This is a genomic window from Pseudomonas koreensis (assembly GCF_036668835.1).
In the GTDB taxonomy this organism is placed as follows: Bacteria; Pseudomonadota; Gammaproteobacteria; order Pseudomonadales; family Pseudomonadaceae; genus Aquipseudomonas; species Aquipseudomonas koreensis_I.
The window spans coordinates 802,960-825,989 of record NZ_JAZEVW010000002.1 but is presented as its reverse complement, the minus strand read 5'-3'; the positions used below and the strand labels follow the sequence as shown (position 1 = coordinate 825,989).

At 58.8% G+C, this 23,030-nt stretch carries 18 protein-coding genes and 3 pseudogenes; 11 read left to right on the top strand and 10 right to left on the bottom strand.

The window, feature by feature from the left end:
- The first annotated feature begins 86 nt into the window (after positions 1 to 86).
- Positions 87 to 3,113 carry a D-2-hydroxyglutarate dehydrogenase YdiJ gene (ydiJ, locus tag V6F91_RS08690; RefSeq protein ID WP_332763473.1) on the top strand — a complete coding sequence of 1,009 codons (3,027 nt, stop codon included), beginning with the start codon at positions 87 to 89 and terminating at the stop codon, positions 3,111 to 3,113.
- Here the strand turns inward: ydiJ and V6F91_RS08685 are convergent.
- The 3 genes from V6F91_RS08685 to V6F91_RS08675 all read right to left on the bottom strand — a co-directional run bounded on the left by V6F91_RS08685 (position 3,046) and on the right by V6F91_RS08675 (position 6,304).
- Positions 3,046 to 3,732, bottom strand: a complete 687-nt coding sequence (locus V6F91_RS08685; protein WP_332763472.1) for a paraquat-inducible protein A — start codon at positions 3,730 to 3,732, stop codon at positions 3,046 to 3,048. The two genes, ydiJ and V6F91_RS08685, sit on opposite strands and share 68 nt — an antisense overlap.
- Entirely contained in the window at positions 3,729 to 4,325 is a 597-nt protein-coding gene (locus tag V6F91_RS08680) for a paraquat-inducible protein A (protein ID WP_332763471.1), read from the bottom strand. The genes V6F91_RS08685 and V6F91_RS08680 overlap by 4 nt, the downstream gene beginning before the upstream one ends.
- Positions 4,326 to 4,912: 587 nt before the next feature.
- The gene (locus tag V6F91_RS08675; RefSeq protein ID WP_332763470.1) at positions 4,913 to 6,304 is read right to left on the bottom strand and encodes an aldehyde dehydrogenase family protein; all 1,392 of its coding nucleotides are present in this window, start codon (positions 6,302 to 6,304) and stop codon (positions 4,913 to 4,915) included.
- Between the two features lie 103 nt (positions 6,305 to 6,407).
- Between V6F91_RS08675 and ptrR the strand changes: the two genes are divergently transcribed.
- A complete protein-coding gene (gene ptrR, locus V6F91_RS08670; protein WP_090288565.1) occupies positions 6,408 to 7,286 on the top strand; it encodes a putrescine utilization regulator PtrR in 879 nt (292 codons plus the stop codon).
- Positions 7,287 to 7,321: 35 nt separating this feature from the next.
- Here ptrR and V6F91_RS08665 read toward each other — a convergent pair whose 3' ends face one another.
- The gene (locus V6F91_RS08665; protein ID WP_332763469.1) at positions 7,322 to 7,948 is read right to left on the bottom strand and encodes an isochorismatase family cysteine hydrolase; all 627 of its coding nucleotides are present in this window, start codon (positions 7,946 to 7,948) and stop codon (positions 7,322 to 7,324) included.
- A 99-nt stretch (positions 7,949 to 8,047) separates the two neighbouring features.
- Here V6F91_RS08665 and V6F91_RS08660 point away from each other — a divergent pair, with 99 nt between their 5' ends.
- Positions 8,048 to 8,545 carry a helix-turn-helix domain-containing protein gene (locus V6F91_RS08660; protein ID WP_332763468.1) on the top strand — a complete coding sequence of 166 codons (498 nt, stop codon included), beginning with the start codon at positions 8,048 to 8,050 and terminating at the stop codon, positions 8,543 to 8,545.
- Between the two features lie 792 nt (positions 8,546 to 9,337).
- Here the strand turns inward: V6F91_RS08660 and V6F91_RS08655 are convergent.
- Together V6F91_RS08655 and V6F91_RS08650 are read right to left on the bottom strand one after the other, a co-directional pair.
- Positions 9,338 to 9,961 carry a glutathione S-transferase gene (locus tag V6F91_RS08655; protein ID WP_332763467.1) on the bottom strand — a complete coding sequence of 208 codons (624 nt, stop codon included), beginning with the start codon at positions 9,959 to 9,961 and terminating at the stop codon, positions 9,338 to 9,340.
- Positions 9,962 to 10,059: 98 nt separating this feature from the next.
- Positions 10,060 to 10,878, bottom strand: coding sequence for an alpha/beta hydrolase (locus V6F91_RS08650; protein WP_332763466.1), 819 nt, complete (start codon positions 10,876 to 10,878; stop codon positions 10,060 to 10,062).
- 220 nt (positions 10,879 to 11,098) lie between these two features.
- Between V6F91_RS08650 and V6F91_RS08645 the strand changes: the two are divergent.
- The 4 genes and pseudogenes from V6F91_RS08645 to V6F91_RS08630 all read left to right on the top strand — a co-directional run.
- Positions 11,099 to 12,232: pseudogene (locus V6F91_RS08645) on the top strand (ShlB/FhaC/HecB family hemolysin secretion/activation protein); the annotation flags it as partial.
- Between the two features lies 1 nt (position 12,233).
- Positions 12,234 to 12,614, top strand: a pseudogene (locus tag V6F91_RS08640) (DUF637 domain-containing protein); the annotation flags it as partial.
- 10 nt (positions 12,615 to 12,624) lie between these two features.
- The gene (locus V6F91_RS08635) at positions 12,625 to 12,981 is read left to right on the top strand and encodes a hypothetical protein (protein ID WP_332763465.1); all 357 of its coding nucleotides are present in this window, start codon (positions 12,625 to 12,627) and stop codon (positions 12,979 to 12,981) included.
- Positions 12,982 to 13,652: 671 nt separating this feature from the next.
- Positions 13,653 to 14,291, top strand: coding sequence for a hypothetical protein (locus V6F91_RS08630; protein WP_332763464.1), 639 nt, complete (start codon positions 13,653 to 13,655; stop codon positions 14,289 to 14,291).
- Positions 14,292 to 14,933: 642 nt separating this feature from the next.
- On the opposite strand, the gene V6F91_RS08625 is transcribed toward V6F91_RS08630, so the two are convergent.
- On the bottom strand, positions 14,934 to 15,977 hold the full coding sequence (locus tag V6F91_RS08625) for an LLM class flavin-dependent oxidoreductase (RefSeq protein ID WP_208937775.1): 1,044 nt from the start codon (positions 15,975 to 15,977) through the stop codon (positions 14,934 to 14,936).
- Between the two features lie 203 nt (positions 15,978 to 16,180).
- On the opposite strand from V6F91_RS08625, the pseudogene V6F91_RS27405 reads away from it, so the two are divergent.
- Both V6F91_RS27405 and V6F91_RS27365 read left to right on the top strand, forming a co-directional pair.
- Positions 16,181 to 17,269, top strand: a pseudogene (locus tag V6F91_RS27405) (cache domain-containing sensor histidine kinase); the annotation flags it as partial.
- 90 nt (positions 17,270 to 17,359) lie between these two features.
- Positions 17,360 to 18,127: a methyl-accepting chemotaxis protein gene (locus V6F91_RS27365; protein ID WP_408003564.1), complete on the top strand. Its 768-nt coding sequence runs from the start codon at positions 17,360 to 17,362 to the stop codon at positions 18,125 to 18,127.
- Between the two features lie 140 nt (positions 18,128 to 18,267).
- On the opposite strand, the gene V6F91_RS08615 is transcribed toward V6F91_RS27365, so the two are convergent.
- A complete protein-coding gene (locus tag V6F91_RS08615; protein ID WP_332763462.1) occupies positions 18,268 to 18,753 on the bottom strand; it encodes a flavin reductase family protein in 486 nt (161 codons plus the stop codon).
- A gap of 323 nt (positions 18,754 to 19,076) precedes the next feature.
- On the opposite strand from V6F91_RS08615, the gene V6F91_RS08610 reads away from it, so the two are divergent.
- Positions 19,077 to 20,483 (top strand): purine-cytosine permease family protein, encoded by a 1,407-nt coding sequence (locus tag V6F91_RS08610; protein ID WP_332763461.1) that lies wholly within the window; start codon positions 19,077 to 19,079, stop codon positions 20,481 to 20,483.
- 32 nt (positions 20,484 to 20,515) lie between these two features.
- Here V6F91_RS08610 and V6F91_RS08605 read toward each other — a convergent pair whose 3' ends face one another.
- Positions 20,516 to 20,758 (bottom strand): hypothetical protein, encoded by a 243-nt coding sequence (locus V6F91_RS08605; protein WP_332763460.1) that lies wholly within the window; start codon positions 20,756 to 20,758, stop codon positions 20,516 to 20,518.
- Here V6F91_RS08605 and V6F91_RS08600 point away from each other — a divergent pair.
- Positions 20,751 to 21,851 (top strand): polyamine ABC transporter substrate-binding protein, encoded by a 1,101-nt coding sequence (locus tag V6F91_RS08600; protein WP_332763459.1) that lies wholly within the window; start codon positions 20,751 to 20,753, stop codon positions 21,849 to 21,851. The genes V6F91_RS08605 and V6F91_RS08600 overlap by 8 nt on opposite strands.
- Before the next feature lie 118 nt (positions 21,852 to 21,969).
- Here the strand turns inward: V6F91_RS08600 and V6F91_RS08595 are convergent, their stop codons facing one another.
- The gene (locus V6F91_RS08595) at positions 21,970 to 22,944 is read right to left on the bottom strand and encodes a TerC family protein (protein WP_332763458.1); all 975 of its coding nucleotides are present in this window, start codon (positions 22,942 to 22,944) and stop codon (positions 21,970 to 21,972) included.
- Positions 22,945 to 23,030: the final 86 nt, after the last annotated feature.

Below are 23,030 nucleotides of genomic sequence, written 5' to 3'. Positions count from 1 at the left end.
CTGAGATGGCGGAGCCTGACGCAATCATTCGTTGCGTACAACTGTTCACCGCCACACGGCCCGATTTTCACCGAGATTCCCGACCGATGATTGCCCAGCTGTCGCCCGCAAGCACCCTCACCGCCGATTATCAGGCGTTCCTCAAAGCCCTCAGGGCCAGCGGCTTTCGCGGTGAGATCAGCACCGATTACGCAAGCCGCGTGGTGCTGGCCACCGATAACTCGATCTATCAGCGCCTGCCCCAAGCGGCGGTGTTTCCGATGGATGCCGACGATGTCGCGCGGGTGGCGAAGCTGATCGCCGAGCCGGCACATCAGCAAGTGGTGATCACGCCACGTGGCGGCGGCACCGGCACCAATGGCCAATCGTTGACTGACGGCATCGTCGTCGACCTGTCGCGGCACATGAACCGTATTCTCGAAATCAACGTCGAGCAGCGCTGGGTGCGGGTGCAGGCCGGGGTAGTCAAGGATCAGCTCAATGCCGCACTGAAATCCGCCGGGCTGTTCTTCGCCCCGGAACTGTCGACGTCCAATCGCGCCACCGTCGGCGGCATGATCAACACCGATGCCAGCGGCCAGGGCAGTTGCACCTACGGCAAGACCCGCGACCATGTGCTGGAACTCGACATGATTCTGCGTGGCGGCGAGCGTTTGCACGCTCAGGCGCTGGACGAAAACCAGCTGCAAGCGCTGTGCGCGCGTGACGATCGGGTCGGCGAAGTCTACCGCTGCGCGCGGCAGATCATCGATGAGCAGGGCGAACTGATCAAACAGCGCTTTCCCGATCTCAACCGCTGTCTGACCGGTTACGACCTCGCGCACCTGCGTGAGGCGGACGGCCGTTTCAACCTCAACAGCGTTTTGTGCGGCGCCGAAGGTTCGCTCGGGTTTGTCGTCGAGGCGCGGCTGAATGTGCTGCCGATTCCCAGGCACACGATGCTGGTGAACATCCGCTATGCCGGTTTCATGGACGCGCTGCGCGATGCGCGGGCGTTGATGGCGCTCAAACCGCTGTCGATCGAAACCGTGGATTCGAAAGTGTTGCTGCTGGCGATGCAGGACATTGTCTGGCACGGCGTCGCCGAGTATTTCCCGGCCAGCGCCGAGCGGCCGACATTGGGTATCAACCTGGTCGAATTCTGCGGTGACGATCCGGATGAATTGCAAACTCGCGTCGCTGCGTTTGTCGAGCACTTGAGCACAGACCGCACCGTCGAACGTTTGGGCCACACCTTGGCGATCGGCCACGCGGCAGTGAACAAGGTCTACGGCATGCGCAAGCGCGCGGTCGGCCTGCTCGGCAACGTCGCCGGCGAAGCGCGGCCGCAACCGTTTGTTGAGGACACCGCGGTGCCGCCGCAGCACTTGGCCGAGTACATCGCCGAGCTGCGCGATCTGCTCGACAGTCACGGCTTGCAGTACGGCATGTTCGGCCATGTCGACGCCGGCGTGCTGCACGTGCGGCCGATTCTCGACATGAAAGATCCGCAGCAAGCGGCGCTGGTGCGCCCGGTCTCCGATGGCGTTGCGGCGCTGACTCAGCGTTACGGCGGTCTGCTCTGGGGCGAGCACGGCAAAGGCCTGCGCTCGGAATACGCGCCGGCGTTTTTCGGCGAGTTGTATCCGGCACTGCAAGCGCTGAAGGCCGCGTTCGACCCGTTCAATCAGTTCAACCCCGGCAAGATCGCCACGCCGGCCAACCGCGGCGCGGCATTGCTGAAAATCGATGAAGTGACCCTGCGCGGCGAACTCGATCGACAGATCGATGAAAAGGTCTGGCAGGACTACGGCGCGGCGATGCATTGCAACGGCAACGGCGCCTGCTACAACTTCGATCCCGATGACGCCATGTGCCCGTCGTGGAAAGCTACTCGCGAGCGTGCGCAATCGCCCAAGGGCCGCGCCTCGTTGATCCGCGAATGGTTGCGGTTGCAGGGCGAGGCGGGTGTCGACGTGTTGTCCGGGGCGATTCGCCGACCGGCGTTTTTCGCGACGTTATGGCAGCGCTGGCGCAACACGCGGGCGCAGTCGGCGGACTTTTCCCATGAGGTCTATGACGCCATGGCCGGTTGCCTGGCGTGCAAATCCTGCGCGGGGCAATGCCCGGTCAAGGTCAACGTGCCGGATTTTCGTTCGCGTTTTCTAGAGCTGTATCACACACGGTATCTGCGTCCGGCGCGGGATTATCTGATCGCCTCGCTGGAGTACAGCATTCCGTACATGGCGCGAATTCCGGCGCTGTACAACGGCTTGATGGGCGCGGCGTGGGTGCGCACTCTGCTTGAGCGCGTCGGTGGCATGGTCGATGTGCCGTTGCTCAGCCGTTTCGATTTTCACGCCGCGATGCGCCGCTGGCAGGTACAGCCGGCAACCGTTGCGACGCTGTCAGCGCTGACACCGGCGCAGCGTGAACGCAGCGTGGTGATCGTGCAGGACGCGTTCACCCGTTATTTCGAAGCGCCGCTGCTGGCAGATCTGATCGAGCTGATCTCGCGCCTTGGTTATCAGGCTTATCTGGCGCCGTTCAGCGCCAACGGCAAACCGTTGCATGTGCAGGGCTTCCTTTCTGCGTTCAACCGTGCGGCGCTGCGCAATGCGCGGCAGTTGCGTGAGCTGGCGGATGTCGGCGTGCCGTTGCTGGGCCTCGACCCGGCCATGACGCTGGTGTATCGCCAGGAATACCTCAAGGTTCCCGGTCTGCAGGGCTGCCCGGAAGTTCAACTGGTACAGGAGTGGTTGCTCAAGGTGATGCCCGAGCAGGCGCCGCAGCACAGCGAAGCAAAATTCCGTCTGCTCGCCCATTGCACCGAGAAAACCAATGCGCCCGCCGCGACCCGGCAATGGGAGCAGGTGTTCGAACGTGCCGGGTTGAAACTGGCGACGCAGGCCACCGGTTGCTGCGGCATGTCCGGCACGTACGGTCACGAGGCGCGCAATCGCCAGACCTCGGCGCTGATTTACGAGCAGTCCTGGGCGCGCCAGGTCGACGCATCGGCGGAGCAGGGCGAAGCGCTGGCGACCGGTTATTCGTGCCGCAGCCAGGTCAAGCGCCAGTCGGATCAGGCGTTGCGTCATCCGTTACAGGTGCTGCTGGCGGCTCAGCGTCGCTGACGCTGTCGTCGCTGTCCTTGTCCCAGATCAGGCGCGGATCGAAGCTCATCGCGGCGAGCATGGTGAACACCACGACCAGGCCGAAGAACAGAATGCCCGGTCGTGGCTCGATATCGCCCAGTGTCTGGAATTTCACCAGCGCGGCGACCAGCGCCACCACCAGCACGTCGAGCATCGACCAATAGCCGATCAGCTCGACGAAACGGTACAGCTTCGAGCGCTCCTTGCGCGCCCAGGCGCTGTCGCGCTGCACAGTGACCAGCAGCAAGGTCAGGGCGACGAACTTGATCCCCGGCACGGCAATACTGGCGATGAAAATGATCAGGGCAATGTCCCAGGCACCGGCTTCCCAGAACTCCAGCACGCCGCTCATGATCGTACTGTCGGCGCCGCTGCCGAGCATCAGCGTATTCATCACCGGCAGCAGATTGGCCGGCACGTAAAACGCCAGCGCGGCGAGCATATAGGCCCAGGTGCGCGTCAGCGCATTGGTCTTGCGTCGGTGCAGTGGCGCATCGCAGCGCGGGCAATAATGCGGTTCGTCGCGCATATCGCAGGCCAGGCCGCAACTGTGGCACAGGCACAGGTTGAGCTCGGCGGCGGTCGGTGGACGCTTCATAAAATATCCCACAGTTCACGGATGTCGCGCCCGGCAATGCGGATCATCATCAGGCTCAGCGCCGCCAGAGCGAACAGGCCGATGCCCGGCAGCACATCGAGCAGCCCGGCGAGTTTGAACACCGCGACCATTGCACCCAGCAGGCACACCTCAAGCATGCTCCACGGGCGCAGGGTTTCCAGCCAGCGCATCGACAGTTTGAACCCCGGCGCCCGTCGCGACGTCAGGGCAAAACCGAGCACCCAGATCAGCAGCACCAGTTGGAAGGCCGGGGCGATAATGATCGCGATCGCCGCGACCATAGCGATGAAGGTGATCGGCCCCTGACTCAGCGCCAGTACCGAATCCCACAGCGTGGCGCTGTTCTTCAGGCCCTGGAGGCTGATGCTCATCACCGGGAAGAAATTGGCGAACAGCCAGAGCATTGCGGCTGTGAAAGTCAGGGCGAGACGCTGTTCGATGGTCAGGCCGTTGTAGCGCTGCAACACGCCGCCGCAGCGTTCGCAGAGGGTTTTCTGATGTTTGGCGAGAGCGACTTTCTGGTAAACGCAGTCGCAGTGCTCGCAGATGATCAGGTGTTCGGTGTTGACCATGAACCACGCTCGGCAGTTGGCCGCAAGGGCAGGGGGACTTGATCACTATAGAAGGCGGGGGGGATTGGGCAAATGCTGGGTTGCTGCGGTACAGGGGATTTACTGCGTGGTTTGCCCGAGCAATTTTCGCGAATTTACGCAGTTTCCCTGTGGGAGCCGGGCTGCTGTTTTTGATTGGGTACATATCCGTTGCTGCGGTAACGGCGGCTTAGGGTTTCGCCCTAACGGCGAGTCCCTTTTTCAGACGCCAAAAAGGAACCAAAAGGCTTTGCTCCTGCGTCCGGCCCTCGCAGGCTCGGGTCCCTTCTCATTGTTGAGTGGTGTGAAGCGTCGTATGACTTGAGATTTGCGGTGGATTTGCCCCTCACCCCAGCCCTCTCCCCCTGGAGAGGGAGCCGATCTGCGTTGGCTTCGATATTTGTATACGACTCGGTATTTCAGGTCGGCGTACCTTTCTCATCCACCACGGTCAGTCCCCTCTCCCTCTGGGAGAGGGTTAGGGTGAGGGGCTTTGGATTTTTCCTGCAAGCGATGGCGGCGTTCAGATAATGGCAACTGACACTCCGCCATCGCCAGCAGGCTGGTGACTATTTGCGATCCAGCCACACAGTCTGCGCGTTGCAAAACTCGCGAACACCAAAGTGTGAAAGTTCGCGGCCGAAACCGCTTTTCTTCACGCCGCCAAAGGTCACGCGGGGGTCGCTGGCGGAGTAGCCGTTGATGAACACGCCGCCGGTGTCCAGTTCGCTGGTCAGTTGCTGGGCCAGTGACACGTTGGCGGTGTAGATCGTCGCGGTCAGGCCGAATTCGCTGTCATTCGCCAGCGCCACGGCGTGGGCGCAGTCGCGGGCGGTGATGATCGAGGCGACCGGGCCGAACAGTTCCTGTTTGAAGGAGGTCATACGGTCGGTGACGTCAGCCAGCACGGTAGGCTCGTAATAGTTGCCCGGGCCTGTCGCTTTGCCGCCGCCGAGCAGCAGCGTCGCGCCTTCTTCCAGGGTGTCGCGCACTTGCTGGTCGAGTTCGTCGCGCAGATCGAAACGTGCCATCGGACCGATATAAGTGTCGGCAGCCAATGGGTCGCCGACCTTCAACTGACGTGTGGCTTCGACGAATTTGCGCGTGAATTCCTCGACCACGCCTTCCTCGATGATCAGCCGCTTGGCCGCTGCACAGACCTGACCGGAGTTCTGATAGCGACCGATGACAGCAGCTTGCACGGCTTCATCGATGTCAGCGTCGTTGAGCACGATGAACGGGTCAGAGCCGCCCAGTTCCAGCACGCATTTCTTCAGGGCTGCACCAGCCTGAGCACCGATGGCCATGCCGGCGCGAACGCTGCCGGTCAGGGTAACCGCAGCAATGCGCGGATCGGCGATGGCGGTCGACACGCCTTCAGGCGTGACGTTGATCACTTCAAACACGCCGTCGGCAAAACCGGCGCGGGTGAACGCGTCGCGCAGCAGGTAAGCGCTGCCCATCACGTTCGGCGCATGCTTGAGTACGTAAGTGTTGCCGGCGATCAGCGCCGGCACGGCGCCGCGCAGCACTTGCCAGATCGGGAAGTTCCACGGCATCACCGCGAGGATCGGCCCGAGCGGACGGTATTCGATGCGCGCCTTGCCGCCTTCGACCTGAGTCGGCTCGGCATCGAGCATGGACGGGCCGTGTTCGGCGTACCACTCGCAGAGTTTGGCGCATTTTTCGACTTCACCACGGGCCTGAGCAATCGGCTTGCCCATTTCCAGGGTGATCATGGTCGCCATGGCGTCAGCGGTGTCGCGCAGCGCGCCGGCGAGGGCGGTCAGCAAGCGAGAACGATCCTGCAACGGCTTGCGCTTCCACTTGCCGAAGCCGTAGGCAGCGCGGCTCAGCGCAGCATCAAGGTCGGCAGCGGATTCGAACGCATAGTGGCCGATCTGCTCACCGGTCGCTGGGTTGATCGAGATAGCGTAGGTCTGGCTGGAAATCTGGCTCATGGCGTCGTCCTGCGAGTTCAGTGGATGGGCCTAGAGTAGGGTGGCGTTTGTTTTCTGGAAACTGAATAATAAAGATCGTTTCTTTCACGATTGGAGAATGTCTGTGGATCTGGTGCAACTGGAAATCTTCAAAGCCGTGGCCGAGCACGGCAGCATCAGCGCCGCCGCTGCGCAGATTCACCGCGTGCCGTCGAACCTGACCACGCGGATCAAGCAACTGGAGCAGGATCTGGGCGTGGATCTGTTTATCCGCGAGAAAAGCCGTTTGCGCCTGTCACCGGCTGGATGGAGTTTTCTTGAGTATGCGCGGCGGATTCTCGATCTCGTGCAGGAGGCGCGGGCAACGGTGGCGGGTGAAGAACCGCAGGGTGCGTTTCCCCTGGGATCGCTGGAAAGCACGGCGGCGGTGCGCATACCCGAACTGCTGGCGGCGTATAACCAACTGCATCCAAAAGTTGATCTGGACCTGTCGACCGGGCCGTCGGGGACCATGATCGACGGCGTGCTGGCCGGGCGCCTCGCGGCGGCATTCGTCGATGGCCCGGTGTTGCATCCGACCCTGGAAGGTGTGCCGGCCTTCGAGGAAGAAATGGTCATCATTGCGCCGCTCAACCACGCGCCGGTGCAGCGTGCGGCGGATGTGAACGGCGAAAACATCTACGCCTTTCGTTCCAACTGCTCCTATCGCCATCACTTCGAAAAATGGTTCAGCACCGACGCCGCCGTGCCGGGCAAGATCTTCGAAATGGAGTCCTACCACGGCATGCTCGCCTGCGTCAGTGCCGGCGCCGGGCTGGCGCTGATGCCGCGCAAAATGCTGCAAAGCATGCCCGGGAGTGCAACCGTCAGCGTCTGGCCGCTGACGGCCGACTTTCGTTACCTGACCACTTGGCTGGTCTGGCGTCGCGGCACGGTGTCGCGCAGCTTGAGCATGTTTGTGCGCTTGCTGGAGGAGCGTGGAGTGGTGCCGGCGGATGCCTGACCGCGGCTGCACCTTTACCGCGGGCCAGCATGTGCTTATTGCGACTCGAGGCTGGCGATCAGTTCGTCAGTATCGGTAATGACATGAGCGAATGTCGGGCCGTTTAGCTCGTGTGCGGCGTGCATCATCTCCGCTTTGAAGGCGGCGGTCGCATCGCGTACCAGCGTGACGTGATAGCCGAGTTCCGCTGCATAGCGGGCGGTGGCTTCGATGCAGGTATTGGCCAGCAGACCGACGATGATGACGTGGGTAATGCCTTTCTGCTTCAGGCGAAAATCCAGGTCGGTGTTGGCAAAACCGCTGGAGCCCCAATGCTCCTGAACGACAATGTCGCCGTCCTGCGGGGCAAAATCCGGATGCCATTCGCCACCCCATTCGCCCCGCGCAAAATGGTGCATGTGCATGATCTTGCATTGCGTGGGCGTGGGGTGATCCCAGCTTTCGTAATCGCCTTTTTCCCAACGGTGATGCGGTACGATCACCACCGGAATGCGCAGGCTGCGCACCGCGCGGTCGAGCTTGCGCAGGTTGTCGAGCAGCTCGTTCTGCTCGGCCATGGGTTTGAGCAGAGGGAAAACCTTGCCACCCTCGGAAAGGAAATCGTTGTACGGGTCGACCAAGAGATAGGCGGTGCGGTCCAGCGGATAAACAGGGTTCGACATGGCGGCGTGCTCCGGAAAGTGGAAAGAGCGGTGCGCAGGGCTTGTCCCGGCATCATGTAGATATGATAATCATAGTAGCAGTAAAAGAGGCAAGCCCCGATGGCTGAAAACCATAGCGCACCCGACACGTTGTGCCCGATTTCACGGGCCGAAAACATCGTCGGTGATCGCTGGACCGTGCTGGTTCTACGCGAGTTGTTCATGGCCAACCATCGCTATGACGAGATCCAGGCGCAGACCGGCGGCACCCCGCAAATGGTTGCCACGCGTCTTAAATGTCTGGAGGCGGACGGACTGGTCGAGCGGCGGTTGTACAACGAACGGCCGAAACGCTACGAATATCACCTCACCGCGAAAGGCGAAGCCTTCTACCCGGTGATCCTGGCCTTGCGCGCCTGGGGCGAAAGCTGGTGCAAAGCGCCCGATGAAGGACTGGCGGTGGTCTTCACCCACAAACCCTGCAACCACCCAGCAGGCCTCGGGCCAGTGTGCGCGCATTGCGGTGAACCGTTGCGCCGTGAAGATCTGATCAGCCAGCCGCGAGCGGCTTACGTCGCCGAACGCCAGGCACGGCGCGAGGCGTTCAAAAACAGATAGCCATGCAAACAACGACCCTTGCAGGAGCGAGACTGTTTGCCAAGGCGGAGTGTCAGTTGCAGTTGCTTTATCTGAACGCCGCTATCGCCAGCAGGCTGGCTCCCACAGTTTGGACCGGGTAGACCAGCAACAAGATTGGTCGACTGTCCTGATGTCATCGCTTGCGGATAAAAATCAAAAGCCCCTCACCCTAGCCCTCTCCCGGAGGGAGAGGGGACTGATCGCGGTGGATTCAAGAGTTACGCCGACGTGTGATACCGAGTCGAACACTCGATTTGAAAGGCACAAAATCGGCTCCCTCTCCAGGGGGAGAGGGCTGGGGTGAGGGGTAGCCACACCGCAAAACCAAAGCCGACCACCCGCTCCTAACCACTCATTACAATGAGCGCCAGCTCGAGTGCTCTTGATCTTGCCTAACCAGCGACATCGGAAGGCTGAGCGGAGGGATTGATCCGGGCGTGGGAGCGCAGCGACCGTCTGGCGCAGCCAGACACAGCGGACGTAGGTGCAGCGCAGCAAACCGTAGCCGCTGCGCCCGGATCGATCCCGCAGCGAAGGGACCCGAGCCTGCGAGGGCCGTACGTAGGAGCAAGCGTTTTGGGTTACCTTTTTGGCGTTTGAAAAAGGTGACTCGCCGTAAGGGCGAAACCGCCAGCCGCAGCACCCGCAGCAACGGATATGTACCCAAACCAAAAAAAACCACCGCCCGGAAGAAAGCCTTCGCGAGCAGGCTCGCTCCCACAGGTTTTTGCGGTGCGCACAGATCCCGAGCAACACATCAAACCCAACCGCTCACGGCGTACCATTACGCCCATACAACCGATACCCCTCACGCAAACTCAACCGCTCGTAATAAGCACTGACCGCAGGAAAATCAGGATGCACCAGCGGCGTTTCGAACCAGCGATTCACCGACAGCCCGATCGGAATGTCCGCCAGAGAAAACGCCTCCCCGCTGACGTAACCCCCGGTCTTGTGCAACTGGCGATCAAGAATCTCCATGTTCCGCGCCCAATCCCGACAACCTGCGGCCAGCGCAGCGCTGTCCTGGTACTCCGGGGATTTGCGCACCAGCGCCATCAGCGGATACGACCACGAACGGTTCAGCTCCGAAGCCTGCCAATCAATCCACTGATCAACTTGCGCCCGCGCCCGCGCTTCAACGGGATAAAGCGCCGCGCCGCCATAACGCGCCACCAGATAACGAATGATCGTATTCGATTCCCATAAGGTGAAATCATCGTCCTGGATCACCGGCACCATTGCGCACGGATTGAGCGCGAGAAACTCCGGCGTTTGCGTCGACTGAAACCCTGAGCCCCAATCTTCACGCTCGAAGGCAATGTTCAATTCAGCACACGTCCACAGCACCTTGCGCACGTTGATCGATGAAGCCTTTCCGAGTACTCGCAACATGGATTGTCCTTCCCGAGAGTCGACACAAGCCAATAAATAGCACAGCAGAAAAAAGAAGGCCCGCACAAGGGCGGGCTCTTCTCGTTCATGCAGATCTCTCAGCGTTGCAGGAACGCCAGCAAATCCTCATTCAACGCCTGCGCATGAGTCACAGCAAAACCGTGTGGCGCACCCGCATAGACTTTCAGCTCGGCGCCCTTGATCTGCGCAGCGGCCTGTTTGCCGGTGGTTTCGAACGGTACGATCTGGTCACCGTCACCATGGATCACCAGCGTCGGCACATCGACCTTGGCCATGTCCGGGCGGAAGTCGGTTTCCGAGAACGCGGTGACGCAATCCACCGTACCTTTCAAGGACGCCATCAGGGCGATGTTCAGGGTCTGCGTGAGCACGCCGTCGGAAACCGTCTGGCCTTGATTGGTGCCGTAGAACGGCGCGGCAAAATCGGCGATGAACTGCGCGCGGTCCTTCAGCAGGCCAGCCTTGATCCCGTCGAATACCGACTTGTCGACGCCTTGGGCGAAGTCGGGCTTCTTGCCGAACAGCGGCGTTACTGCACCCAACAACACCAGGCCAGCCACACGCTCGCTGCCGTGCCGGGCAATGTAGCGGCTGACGTCACCGCCGCCCATGGAGAAACCGACCAGGGTCACGTCGCGCAGGTCCAGATGGTTGATCAGACCGGCGATGTCATCGGCGAAAGTGTCGTAGTCATAACCGGTCCACGGCTGATCCGAGCGGCCAAACCCGCGACGGTCAAAGGCGATGGTGCGGTAGCCGCGGCTGCTCAGGTATTCCATCTGGTATTCCCACATGTCGCCGTCCAGTGGCCAACCGTGGCTGAACAGCACCGGTTTGCCGCTGCCCCAGTCCTTGTAATAAATCTCGGTGCCGTCTTGGGTCTTGAAGGTGCTCATGAAAACTCCTTGTGATCGTGTGGGGTATGACTGAATGCCGAAAAGGCAGCGTTCACTATCTGCGCAACCACGGTTTTGCACTTGTACGCAGGTGCTGGTTTCACTTGCGCAACATCGCCTCGAGTCCGACCAATGGTAGAACATAAGTTTGACGTCAAAATGATGGCTATCTAATATCGCGCCACTATTTTGATGTCACTTTTGTCTCGAGGGATCGAACATGTCCTCACCCGCCCTCGTGGCGCGGTTGTGCGTAGCGTTGCTGTGCCTTTCTCCGCTTCATTTCGCCGTTGCTGCACCCACCCCCGGTGAAACCGACCTTATCCGCGACCGCCAGAATCGACTGCTCGAAGAGCAGCAGCGCCGTCTCGAAGATCTCAAGGATTTGCCCGGCAAAGATCTCAAGCCAGCGCAACCGGCAACTCCCACCGATAGCCGCTGTTTCCCGATCGAGCACATCGAACTCAAAGGCGCAGACAGCCTGAGCGAGGGCGAAAAGGCTCGCCTGCTCAAGCCTTACATCGGCGCATGCCTCGGCGTGCCCCAGCTCAATGAGCTGCTCAAAGTCATCACCGATCACTACATCGAAAAGGGGCTGGTCACCAGTCGCGCCTATCTGCCGCAACAGGACCTGTCCAGCGGACATCTGCAAGTGCTGGTGGTCGAAGGCCGGCTCGAAGGCATGAAGGGCGCCGACAACAGTCGACTCTCGGATCGTGAGCTGGCCATGGCCTTTCCCGGCAAGACCGGTGAGCTGGTCAACCTGCGCGAGATCGAGCAGATGGTCGATCAGCTCAATCGCCTGCCGTCCAACCAGGCAAAAATGGAGCTGGCCCCCGGGCAGAATGTCGGTGGCAGTGAGGTGCGCGTGACCAACACGCCGCAGAAGCCATGGCGCGCCGGGCTGTCGCGCAGCACCGACGGTCAGCGCAGCACCGGCGAACAACAGTGGGGCACATCCTTCGACTGGGACAGCCCGCTCGGCCTGGCTGATCAGTTGAGCTTGCGCGGCGGCCACGATGCGATGACTGACCATCAGCACACCTCCAACAACGCCATGCTCAATTACAACCTGCCGTGGGGCTGGTGGACGTTCAGCTACACCTACAGCCAGAGCGAGTACCGTTCGCAGATCGCCGCCAATGGCTACAACTTCAAGCAGACTGGCGACAGCGAAAACCATCAGCTGCGCGCCGAGCGGGTGATTCATCGCGACTCGGTCAGCAAGACCTCCCTCAGCGCCGGTCTCTCGTACCTGCGCACCAACAACTTCATCGAAGACAGCAAGCTCAAGCTGAGCAGCAACCGCATCAGCGAAGCGCAGTTCGGCTTCAACCACGGTCGCCGTGTCGGCCGCCGAGGCACGGGGTGACGTCGATTGGCAGCGAGTAAAGGAAATTCACGAGTCTTTCAAATACGAAAACTCGGGGCTGGGCCCGGCAGCACAAATCGCAATCGCGATCATGATGTCATTTGTCATGGGGCCGGCAGGGCTGGGCTTGGTCGGCGGTGGCTTCGGTGGGGCAGTCGCCACAAGTCTGGCAACCACGGGTGTCACCAGCACCATTAATAACAAGGGTGATCTCGGGGCCGCTTTCAAAGAGACCTTCAGTGCCGGGAGCTTGAAAAATGCGGCTATTGCCGGGTTTACGGCGGGCATGCTCGATTATGCAGATACCAACTGGTTTGCAGCTGGAGGCAGTAAAACCGCAAATATCTTTCCGCCAAAAAGATGAGGTGGTAATAATGATTGAGCAGAGAGATTTAGCTGAGTTTAAATCAGCAATTCTTACAGGCGTGATTGTCGGAATAGGATCGTTTGTTCTGATTTTTGATAATAGTGTGTCAGTGCTGATTCAGTGTCCCTTCGCCTGCGGTGATGAGGGGGCGTTGAAATATGGGCACGGCGAACATCTTCATAGTGCTATCGTCCTTTTTGAACTATTGAATCGTCGTGTGAAAGAAGCGGGTTTAGAAAAAGGAGAAAAGTTGGTAATAACGTTCGATGATCGTAAGTTGCTTGAGATAATTCCTGAGGAAAATGGTTTTGAATCTTATGTTCTCACAACTCGACATGGAATTTGTCCCGTTTCGATCAGTTAGGAGGGCTTGGGGTAAATGGGGGGCAGACCACGATTAGAAGGAACTCAGAAAACGGATAAACGGGGATAAACGGGGACAGACCATGTTTAGAAAGCACTCCAAAAACGTAGTCTATCCCTATCTCCGCTCCCATATTCCGGTTGATTTTAAATAATTAAGACCCTTTCCTATTATCGCTTGCTACCGGACTCAATGCCTGAGGGTAAAAGGGGACAGACCACGTTTAGAAAACACGCGAAAAAGGTGGTCTGTCCCCTTTTACTCCATGGCCGGCGTACCAATCAAGACAGTTGAAGACCTCGCCAGCGCATTGAGGAGCGGTGTCATCAAGCCGAGTCAGTTGCCTCTGGATTATGTTGATCTGAATGGAACTCGGCTGATCCTGAACACACGATCATCTACGGCGCTCGGGAGTAAAGGGGGACAGACCACGTTTAAAGTGGGATAAATGACGGCAGACCACGTTTAGAAAGCATTCCAAAAACGTGGTCTGTCCCCTTTTTTTCCTTTTTTTCCCTATTCATGCATGCGCCTCAGTGCGCAGTAAGAGCGTAGCAAGTGAGTAGGTATGGAAGGCAAAAAAGGACTGATCACGTTTAGTTAGCGCTCCGATAATGTGGGGCGTCCCTCGTTTTGTTGGGATGACCAGACAAAGGTATAAAAGGTATTTTATGGAATCGAAAACATATAAGCTTTTAAACGATATCCCGGAGCATGCCGATTATGCTGTAGACGCCGGAGACTTGGATTCAGAGGATATTCCGCAGGAACGAGTTGAAGCTGTTAAGGAATTACTTTGCCGCACAGAGAGCGATGAAGAGCGGTTCCTTGCTGCGAAGCTTTTAACCCATTGGGGATGCCCAGACGGTTTACTGGCTCTCCAAAAGTGTATGGAAAAGCCTGAAAGCATTGAATGGAGTTATTCCCATCGATTGCACGGTTATGATGATACTTATCGTCATGTACTTTTTGCCCTGACTCAATACTATGCCAATATCGCCGATCGAGGGCGCGCTGAGGTCGCGAGAGCTGAAGTGTTCCCACTTATATCGAAGATAATTGTGCTGGCGAACAGTAATCCATTTGAAATAACCAGCGCACTTGATTTTGCAAGGAGAGAAGGATATCAAGAATATCTGCCTCTAATAAAAGAGCATCTTCTGTCGATAGTCGATAATTTTGAAATTCATCGCTGGAAAATTTACGATGCTATTGTGTTTTTACTGAATTTTGATGCCGATTTTGTAACGTCTTTACTGAAGCAAAGAAATCAAAGCATTGATGACTTCAAACCGATGAACGGTGTATAGCCGTTGTGAACACGAAGGAACAAGCGAGCCTTCGGATTATTGACTGTGGTAACCCATAATGAATGAATCCTATCCAACAGCATGCGAGCAGTGTAGAGGCAAATTAGTTGTCTTCAATGAGGGTAGCACTCAGGGAACACGCTGCGATCTGTGTGGCTGGTCGGTAGTTACAACCAACATGCCCGATATCCAGCTGGATGGGTGCAGGTATGAGGTTCGCTGTCGCGGCGACTATCGGAATCAAGCACAGATACGGGCGGTTTCCGAGGTGACAGGCCACAATTTTTTAATATCGAGAGATATGCTCCAGCATGGCTCTACGCTGGTATTTAGCGGTCAGGCGGAGTCGGTCTTACGGGTTAGAAATATTCTTGTATCGGCTGGGGTCGCTTGTGAGATTACGCCTGATTTTTGCTGGATATAAATTGACTCTGGCGATGAGGCCAATTTTTTCGGAGGCTGCCATGAGTCAACAACAGCAGGAGTTGATGATTGACAAGGTATAGAGGCGGATTTTCTCGAGATAGGTTTTTCAGTCCTGATTTGGCGGTGGTAACATCCCCAAAAAATATGTGCATGCTGAACTGAAAAGCCCCGAACTGCTCGGGGCTTTTTTATTTAGGGCAAACAATCAGCAGTGACTCAACGAAACGCCGGCACCACATGCTTGATAAACAGCTCCAGCGACTTCTTTTTCTCCGCATGCGGCAGGCTGTTGTCACACCAGAAACTGAACTCATCCACGCCCAGCTCCTGGTAGTACTTGATCCGCGGAATGATCTCTTCCGGCGTACCAATCATCGCCGTCTTGTGCAGGCTCTCCAGTTCAAACTCCGGACGCCCGGCAAACTTCTCTTCCGGGCTCGGCGCGAGGAAACCATTGACCGGGGTTTGCTTGTTGCCAAACCACGCGTCGAACGTGCGATAGAAACGCGAGATGGCTTTGGCGCCGACTTTCCAGCCGTCCGGGTCGTCGGCGGTGTGCACGTGGGTGTGGCGCAGCACCATCAGTTGTGGGCGCGGTACGTCGGGGTTGTTGTCGAGGGCGGTCTGGAATTTGTTTTTCAGGTCGACGACTTCTTCGTCGCCCTTCATCAATGGCGTGACCATCACGTTGCAGCCATTGGCCACGGCGAAGTTGTGCGAGTCCGGGTCGCGGGCGGCGATCCACATCGGCGGGTTGGGCTTCTGGATCGGCTTCGGCACGCTGGTTGACGTGGGGAATTTCCAGATGTCGCCGTCGTGGGCGTAGTCGCCTTGCCACAGGGCACGGACCACCGGGACCATTTCGCGCAAGGCCTGGCCGCCGCTCGAGGCAGGCATACCGCCGGCCATGCGATCGAACTCAACTTGATAGGCGCCGCGGGCGAGGCCGACTTCCATGCGGCCGTTGCTGATCACGTCGAGCAGGGCGCATTCGCCGGCGACGCGCAGCGGGTGCCAGAACGGCGCGATGATGGTGCCGGCGCCGAGGTGGATGGTGGTGGTTTTCGCCGCGAGGTAGGCCAGCAGCGGCATCGGGCTCGGCGAGATGGTGTATTCCATGGCGTGGTGTTCGCCGATCCACACGGTGCTGAAACCGCCGGCCTCGGCCATCAGGGTCAGTTCGGTGAGGTCTTCGAACAGTTGGCGGTGGCTGACGCTTTCGTCCCAGCGTTCCATGTGGATGAACAGGGAAAATTTCATGACGCTACCTCGAGTCTTTTGTCATTGGCCGGTCGTGTGCTGGCCTGTCGAACTGCCGTGAGCGCTGAACGCTCGCGAGTTTTATCACCCTTCAGGCACGCCTTCGAGGACGGCTGGTCGGTTGATTGAATATTGGTATACCATAATACGGGATATCCGCAAAATATTTCTGACCGACACTTCGAACAAGGAAGGCGCAACAGATGAACATCAAACAAAAACTGACCATGGCATTCGCCGTGATCGCCAGTCTGCCGGTGTTGCTGGTGGCGGCGCTGATCATTCTCAATGTCCGCGATGGGGCGCGGGACACTTTCGTCGACAGCACTGGGCGCGAAGTGCGTCAGGTCGAAAATGCGATGCAATTGTTCTTTGAGGGGATCAGCCAGAACGTCGCTTATCTGGCCGAACATCCGCAATTACAGAGCATCGACGGCAGCCTCAAACGCTACCTGAGCAGCGATGCCGCGCAAGTGGCCATGGGGCCGCAGGATCAACAGTTGTTCAAACTGTTTGCCGGGCTGGCCAAGGCACATCCGGCGTACACCTATCTGTCGCTGGGCACCGAGCAGGGCGGTTACCTGTTCTGGCCGGGCGATGCACAACTGGCCAATTACGACCCGCGCACGCGGCCTTGGTACAAAACCGCAATGGCCAACCCCGGCCAGACCTTGCGCACCGAAGCCTATTACTGGGCGGCCGATGATGTCGTGCTGGTCAGCACCGTGCGCAGCTTCAACAACCAGTTGGGCAGCAATGCCGGCGTGGTCAATATCGACGTTTCGCTCAAGCAACTGACCGATCTGGTCAAGCAGATCCGCCTCGGTGACAGCGGTTATCTGATGCTGATGGAGGCGAACAACACCGTGTTGGTCGATCCGAGCGATCCGGCGCACAACTTCAAGAAACTCAACGAACTGGGCGATGGCTACCGGCAACTGGCCGAGGCGAGTAAAGGCCTGGTGGAAGTGGAACTGGCCGACGAGCGCTACATGGCGCTGGTCTGGCCGTCCGAGGCGCTGGGCTGGCGGTTTGTCGGGTTGGTCAAGGCCAGTGAAGTGATGGCCGGGGCCACGCGGCTGACCTGGATCATCGGCGTTATCGCTGTCGTCTGCGCGCTGCTGTTTGCCATGGCCGGGGCGTGGTTTGCCGGGTTGATGGTCAAGCCGATTCGCGGTGTCGCCAGTGGTCTGGAAGGCATCGCCCAGGGCGAGGGTGATCTGACCGCACGCCTTGAAGTGCGCGGGCAGGACGAAACGGCGCAACTGGCCGGCTGGTTCAACCAGTTCCTGGAAGCGATCCGCACCTTGATTCAGCGCATCGGCCAGGCGGCGGGGCAGATACACAGCAGCTCCGGCAGCGCCACGGAAGTCTCGGCAGAGATGGCTGAAGTGGCGTCGCGTCAGCGCGAGGCGGTGGACATGGTCTCCACCGCGTTTCATGAAATGGTCGCCACTTCCAATGAAGTCGCGCGCTCCTGCAGCCAGGCCGCGGACTCGGCAGACAACGGCCAGCGTCAAGCGCACACCGGGCAGCAGCAGATCGATGCGGCGGTGAGCAACGTCGGCCGTCTGAGTGAGGAAATCGGTCACAGCGCCGAGTCGATGCAGCAACTGGAGCAGGACAGCAACGACATCCAGTCGATCCTCGGCACCATTCGCTCGATCGCCGAGCAGACCAACCTGCTCGCGCTCAACGCCGCCATTGAAGCGGCGCGGGCGGGCGAGCAGGGGCGTGGGTTCGCGGTAGTGGCCGATGAGGTTCGTGCACTGGCCAAGCGCACTTCGGATTCAACCGGCGAGATCGATGCGCTGCTGGGCAATCTGGCGCGGCGTACTCATCAGATGGGCAAGCAGATGCATGCCAGCCTCGAGGTATCGCAGGAAACCGTGGTGTCGATCAACGAGGCGCGGGCGAGTTTTGAGTTGATTCGCGAGTCGGTGGACGTGATCCGCGACATGAACACGCAGATCGCCACAGCGGCCGAGGAGCAGCATCAGGTGGCCGAGGATATCAATCGGCACATCAGCCAGATTCATGGTGATGCGCAACTGGTGGCGAGTCTGGCGGATTCGACCCGTCAGGATGCGCAGAATCTGACGGCACTGTCGCAGACGTTGAATCAGTTGGTGAGCCGGTTTCGTACCTAACCAGTAGCTCAAACTACACCGAACCCCTGTAGGAGTGAGCCTGCTCGCGATGGCGGTGTGTCAGCCAACATATAAGTCAACTGACACACCGCTATCGCGAGCAGGCTCGCTCCCACATGGAATCCAAGGCGGATTCGAAATCAAACCAGTACCGGCAAAGCCCCCATCTTGCCGTGGCAATACACCAGCGGCCCGGCCACTTGCTCGGGCACGATCAGGTTTTTCACCGCGCCGACCATGATCGCGTGGTCGCCACCTTCGTATTCACGCCACAGTTCGCACTCGATCACTGCGGTCGCATTGGCGAGGATCGGGTTGCCCAGTTCGCTCAACGTCCACTCGATGCCTTGCGCCTTTTCCTTGCCTTTACGTGCGAAGGCGTAGGCTTCGCTTTGCTGGCCGCCAGACAAAACGTGAATCGCGAAGCGCTTGTTCTTGATCAGCACGGGGTAGGAGTCGGAGCTGTAGTTGGGGCAGAACAGCACCAGCGCCGGGTCCATCGACAGCGAGCTGAAGGCGCTGGCGGTCAGGCCAACGATCTGGCCGTCATCGTCGAGCGTGGTGATCACGGTGACGCCGGACGGGAACGAGCCCATGACTTGTTTGTAAATGGCAGCATCGATCATTGGTCATTCCTCGAGTGTGTGCAGCGGTTTTTATTAAATTAATGGTCTGATGGTATACCAGAAAACTGAGTTTGCAAGCGCTTTCAAGCTGAACCGATAAACGTGCCACGCTCGTCGGAAACTCAATGTTTACGGGGCTTTTAGCTGGCTTGGCAGCGCTGCTATGGGCGAGGATGGCGGATCAGATGGCGCGTTAAATCACGGATCAGTCTTGTGAAAAGCTTGGAATACCATAATATGGTCTGCATCTGAGGGGCGACCAGAGAGTCCCCCCGGTTTGGCTTCATACAAAGATAAGAACAGACAAACTCGAGTTCATGCATATGTCCCAGATGTCCCGGCAAGATCCGTTGATCGAGAATCACACGGTCGATTACGTCCCACTCGCGGAACGCCACGGGAAGGCCCGCGACCTGTTCACCCTTTGGTTCAGCACCAACATTGCGCCACTGCCCATCGTCACCGGCGCCATGGTGGTTCAGGTGTTCCATCTCGATCTGCTCTGGGGGCTGCTGGCGATTGCGCTGGGGCACATGATCGGCGGCGTGGTGATTGCGTTGGCGTCGGCCCAGGGCCCGCGCATGGGCATTCCGCAAATGGTCCAGAGTCGCGGCCAGTTCGGCCGGTATGGCGCGCTGCTGATCGTGTTTTTTGCGGCGCTTATCTACATCGGTTTCTTTATTTCCAATATCGTCCTGGCGGGCAAATCGATCGTCGGCATTGCGCCTTCGGTGCCAGCGCCGTTGAGCATTCTGATCGGTGCATTGGCGGCCACGGCGATCGGGGTGATCGGCTACAACTTCATCCACACGCTGAACCGCATCGGCACCTGGGTGATGGGCGGCGCGTTGCTCGCCGGCTTCATTTACATCTTCGCCAATGATCTGCCCGCAGACTTCTTCACCCGTGGCAGCTTCAACCTGTCCGGCTGGCTGGCGACGGTGTCGCTGGGGATCATCTGGCAGATCAGCTTCTCGCCGTACGTGTCCGATTATTCGCGTTACCTGCCGGCCGATATCGGCATTGCCAAGCCATTCTGGGCGACCTATCTGGGCGCGACGCTAGGGACCATTCTGTCGTTTGCCTTCGGCGCCGTGGCGGTGCTGGCGACCACGGAAGGCACCGAAGCGATGGCGGCGGTCAAGCAGTCGACCGGTTGGCTGGGGCCGATTCTGATGGTGCTGTTTCTGCTCAACATCATCAGCCACAACGCGCTGAATCTGTATGGCGCGGTACTGTCGATCATCACCTCGATCCAGACCTTTGCCAGTCAGTGGACGCCGAGCATCAAGGTGCGCGTGGTGTTGTCGAGCGTGGTGCTCGCCGGTTGCTGCGTGGTCGCGCTGGGCGCTTCAGCGGATTTTATCTCGCAGTTCATCGGGCTGATTCTGGCGCTGTTGCTGGTGCTGGTGCCGTGGGCTTCGATCAACCTGATCGACTTCTACCTGATCAAGCGCGGCTGCTACGACATCAGCTCGATCTTCCGCGCCGACGGCGGGATTTACGGACGCTTCAACCTGCACGCAATCATTGCCTATTTCATCGGCATCATCGTGCAGTTGCCGTTCGCCAACACCTCGCTGTACGTCGGGCCGTACGCCAATCTGGTTGAAGGCGCCGATCTGTCGTGGCTGGTTGGTCTGGTGGTCACCGTGCCGCTGTATTACTGCCTGGCGACCCGTGGTCAGGCGCAGCAGAGCAGGGCGGCGAAGTTGGGGTATACCGACTAAGGTGACTGATACGGCTTAAGTCGATCCGCTGTTCAATCAATGCCCGGCCCTGTGCCGGGCATTGTCGTCTGCGCATCCCGGCGGTCATCTAAATTGGCCATATCGATCCCCTTTTGGCCGATGCCCCACTGTAATCCCTTGGCGCTCTCGGCAAGAATCAAAGGCACAACGAAACGCTCGACCTTATTACCCTTGGCCGCCATTTCGGCCACTGCCGTGTACAGAACATAAAAACCATCGAACTCACGCCGCTTTTGGGGAACAACCATGGTCACGATGAAACGTATTCTGGGTGCTACTGTGTGTGGGCTGACGCTGTTGGCCTGCGCCGTCCAGGCCGAGCAACGCGAACTGCGCGTCTACAACTGGGCTGATTACATCCTGCCCGCCGTGCCCAAGGATTTCGCCGCGCAAACCGGCATCAAAGTGACCTGGGACACCTTCGACACCAACGAATCGCTGGAAGCCAAGTTGCTCACCGGTAACTCCGGTTACGACCTGGTGGTGCCGTCCAACCAGTTCCTCGAAACGCAGATCAAGGCCGGTGTGTTCCAGAAACTCGACAAGTCGAAATTGCCGAACTGGAGCCATCAGGACCCGGAACTGTTGAACCTGTTGGGCAAGAACGATCCCGGCAACCAGTACGGTGTGCCGTACATGGTCGGCACCGTGTTGATCGGTTTCAACCCGGCCAAGGTCAAGGCGGCGCTGGGCGACAACGCGCCGGTGGACAGCTGGGATCTGGTGTTCAAACCAGAGAACATGGAAAAGCTCAAATCCTGCGGCGTGGCGATGCTCGATTCGCCGACGGAAATCCTGCCGCTGGCGTTGCACTATCTTGGTCTCGACCCTAACAGCCAGAACCCTGCCGATTATGAGAAAGCCAAAGCGCTGATGCTCAAGGTTCGCCCGTACGTGACCTATTTCAACTCGGCCAAGTACATGACCGACATCGCCAACGGCGACATCTGCGTGGCCATCGGTTACTCCGGTAGCTTCTACCAGTTCGGCAACCGCGCCAAAGAGGCGGGCAATGGTGTGGTGGTCGACTGGCGCTTGCCGAAGGAAGGCGCGCCGATCTGGTTCGACACCTTCGCGATTCCGAAAAGCGCGAAAAACGTTACCGAGGCCCACGAGTTCCTCAACCACTTGCTCGACCCGAAAGTGATCGCGCCGATCAGCGATTTCCTCGGCTACCCGAACGCGAACAAGGATTCGCTGGCGTTGATCAACAAGGAGATCACCGACAACCCGAACCTGACGCCGACCCCGCAAGCGCTGAAAAAACTCTACGTGGTTCAGCCGTTGCCACAAAAACTCGAACGCGTGCGGACCCGCGTGTGGACCAGCATCAAGTCCGATAAATAACAGCGCTTCCCCTGTAGGAGTGAGCCTGCTCGCGATAGCGATGTGTCAGCCAACATTTGAGTCACCTGACCCACCGCCATCGCGAGCAGGCTCACTCCTACAAGGTTTTTGTGTTGTGTCATTCAGTGCGGCGTTCACCCTCGCGCGTCATCACCAGGCTCAGCAACACCGAACCCAGAATCACCGCGCCCACCACTGCCAGGGACCATTCCACCGGCATGTGGAACCACGGCATCAGCACCATCTTGCCGCCGATGAACACCAGCACAATCGCCAATCCGTACTTGAGCAAATGAAAGCGGTCAGCCATGTCCGCAAGCAAAAAGTACAGCGCGCGCAATCCCATGATCGCGAAGATGTTTGAAGTGAACACAATGAACGGGTCGGTGGTCACGGCGAAGATTGCCGGGATGCTGTCGACCGCGAACATCAGGTCACTGGCCTCGATCAGCACCAGCACCAAAAACATCGGCGTCGCCCAGCGCACCCCGTTCTGCAGGATGAAAAACCGTTCGCCGTGAAAGCCGCTGGTGATGCGCATGTGATTGCGGACCCAGCGCAGCAGCGGGTTTTTATCCAGGTCCGGTTGCTGTTCGGCAAACACCAGCATCTTGATCCCGGTGATGATCAGGAACACCCCGAACGCATACAGCAGCCATTCGAACTGCGACACCAGCCACACTCCGGCAAAGATCATCACCGCGCGCATCACGATCGCCCCGAGTACCCCGTACAACAGCACCCGTCGCTGCAATTCCGGTGGCACGGCGAAGTAGCTGAAAATCATCACGAAGACGAACATGTTATCGATCGACAGCGATTGCTCGATCAAATAACCGGTGAGAAATTCGAGGGTTTTCTGCCGGGCGATCTCACCGCCGAATTCGCCGTGCAGATACCACCAGAGCAAACCGGCAAAGCTCAGCGCCAGCAGACACCAGGCAATCACCCAGGCCAGCGCTTCACGCACTGACACCCGATGCGCCTTGCGCCCGCCGAAAACAAACAGGTCCAGTGCCAGCATCGCCAGCACAAAAACGATGAAGGCGCCCCACATCCACGGTTCGCCGATATTGAGGTTGGTCGCTGGCATGTCACGCTCCCTGTCGATGGGCTTGAGGTCAGACAGGGCCATGCTAACGACGGATTTATGCGCAGGAAAAATCGTTTATTTTTGGG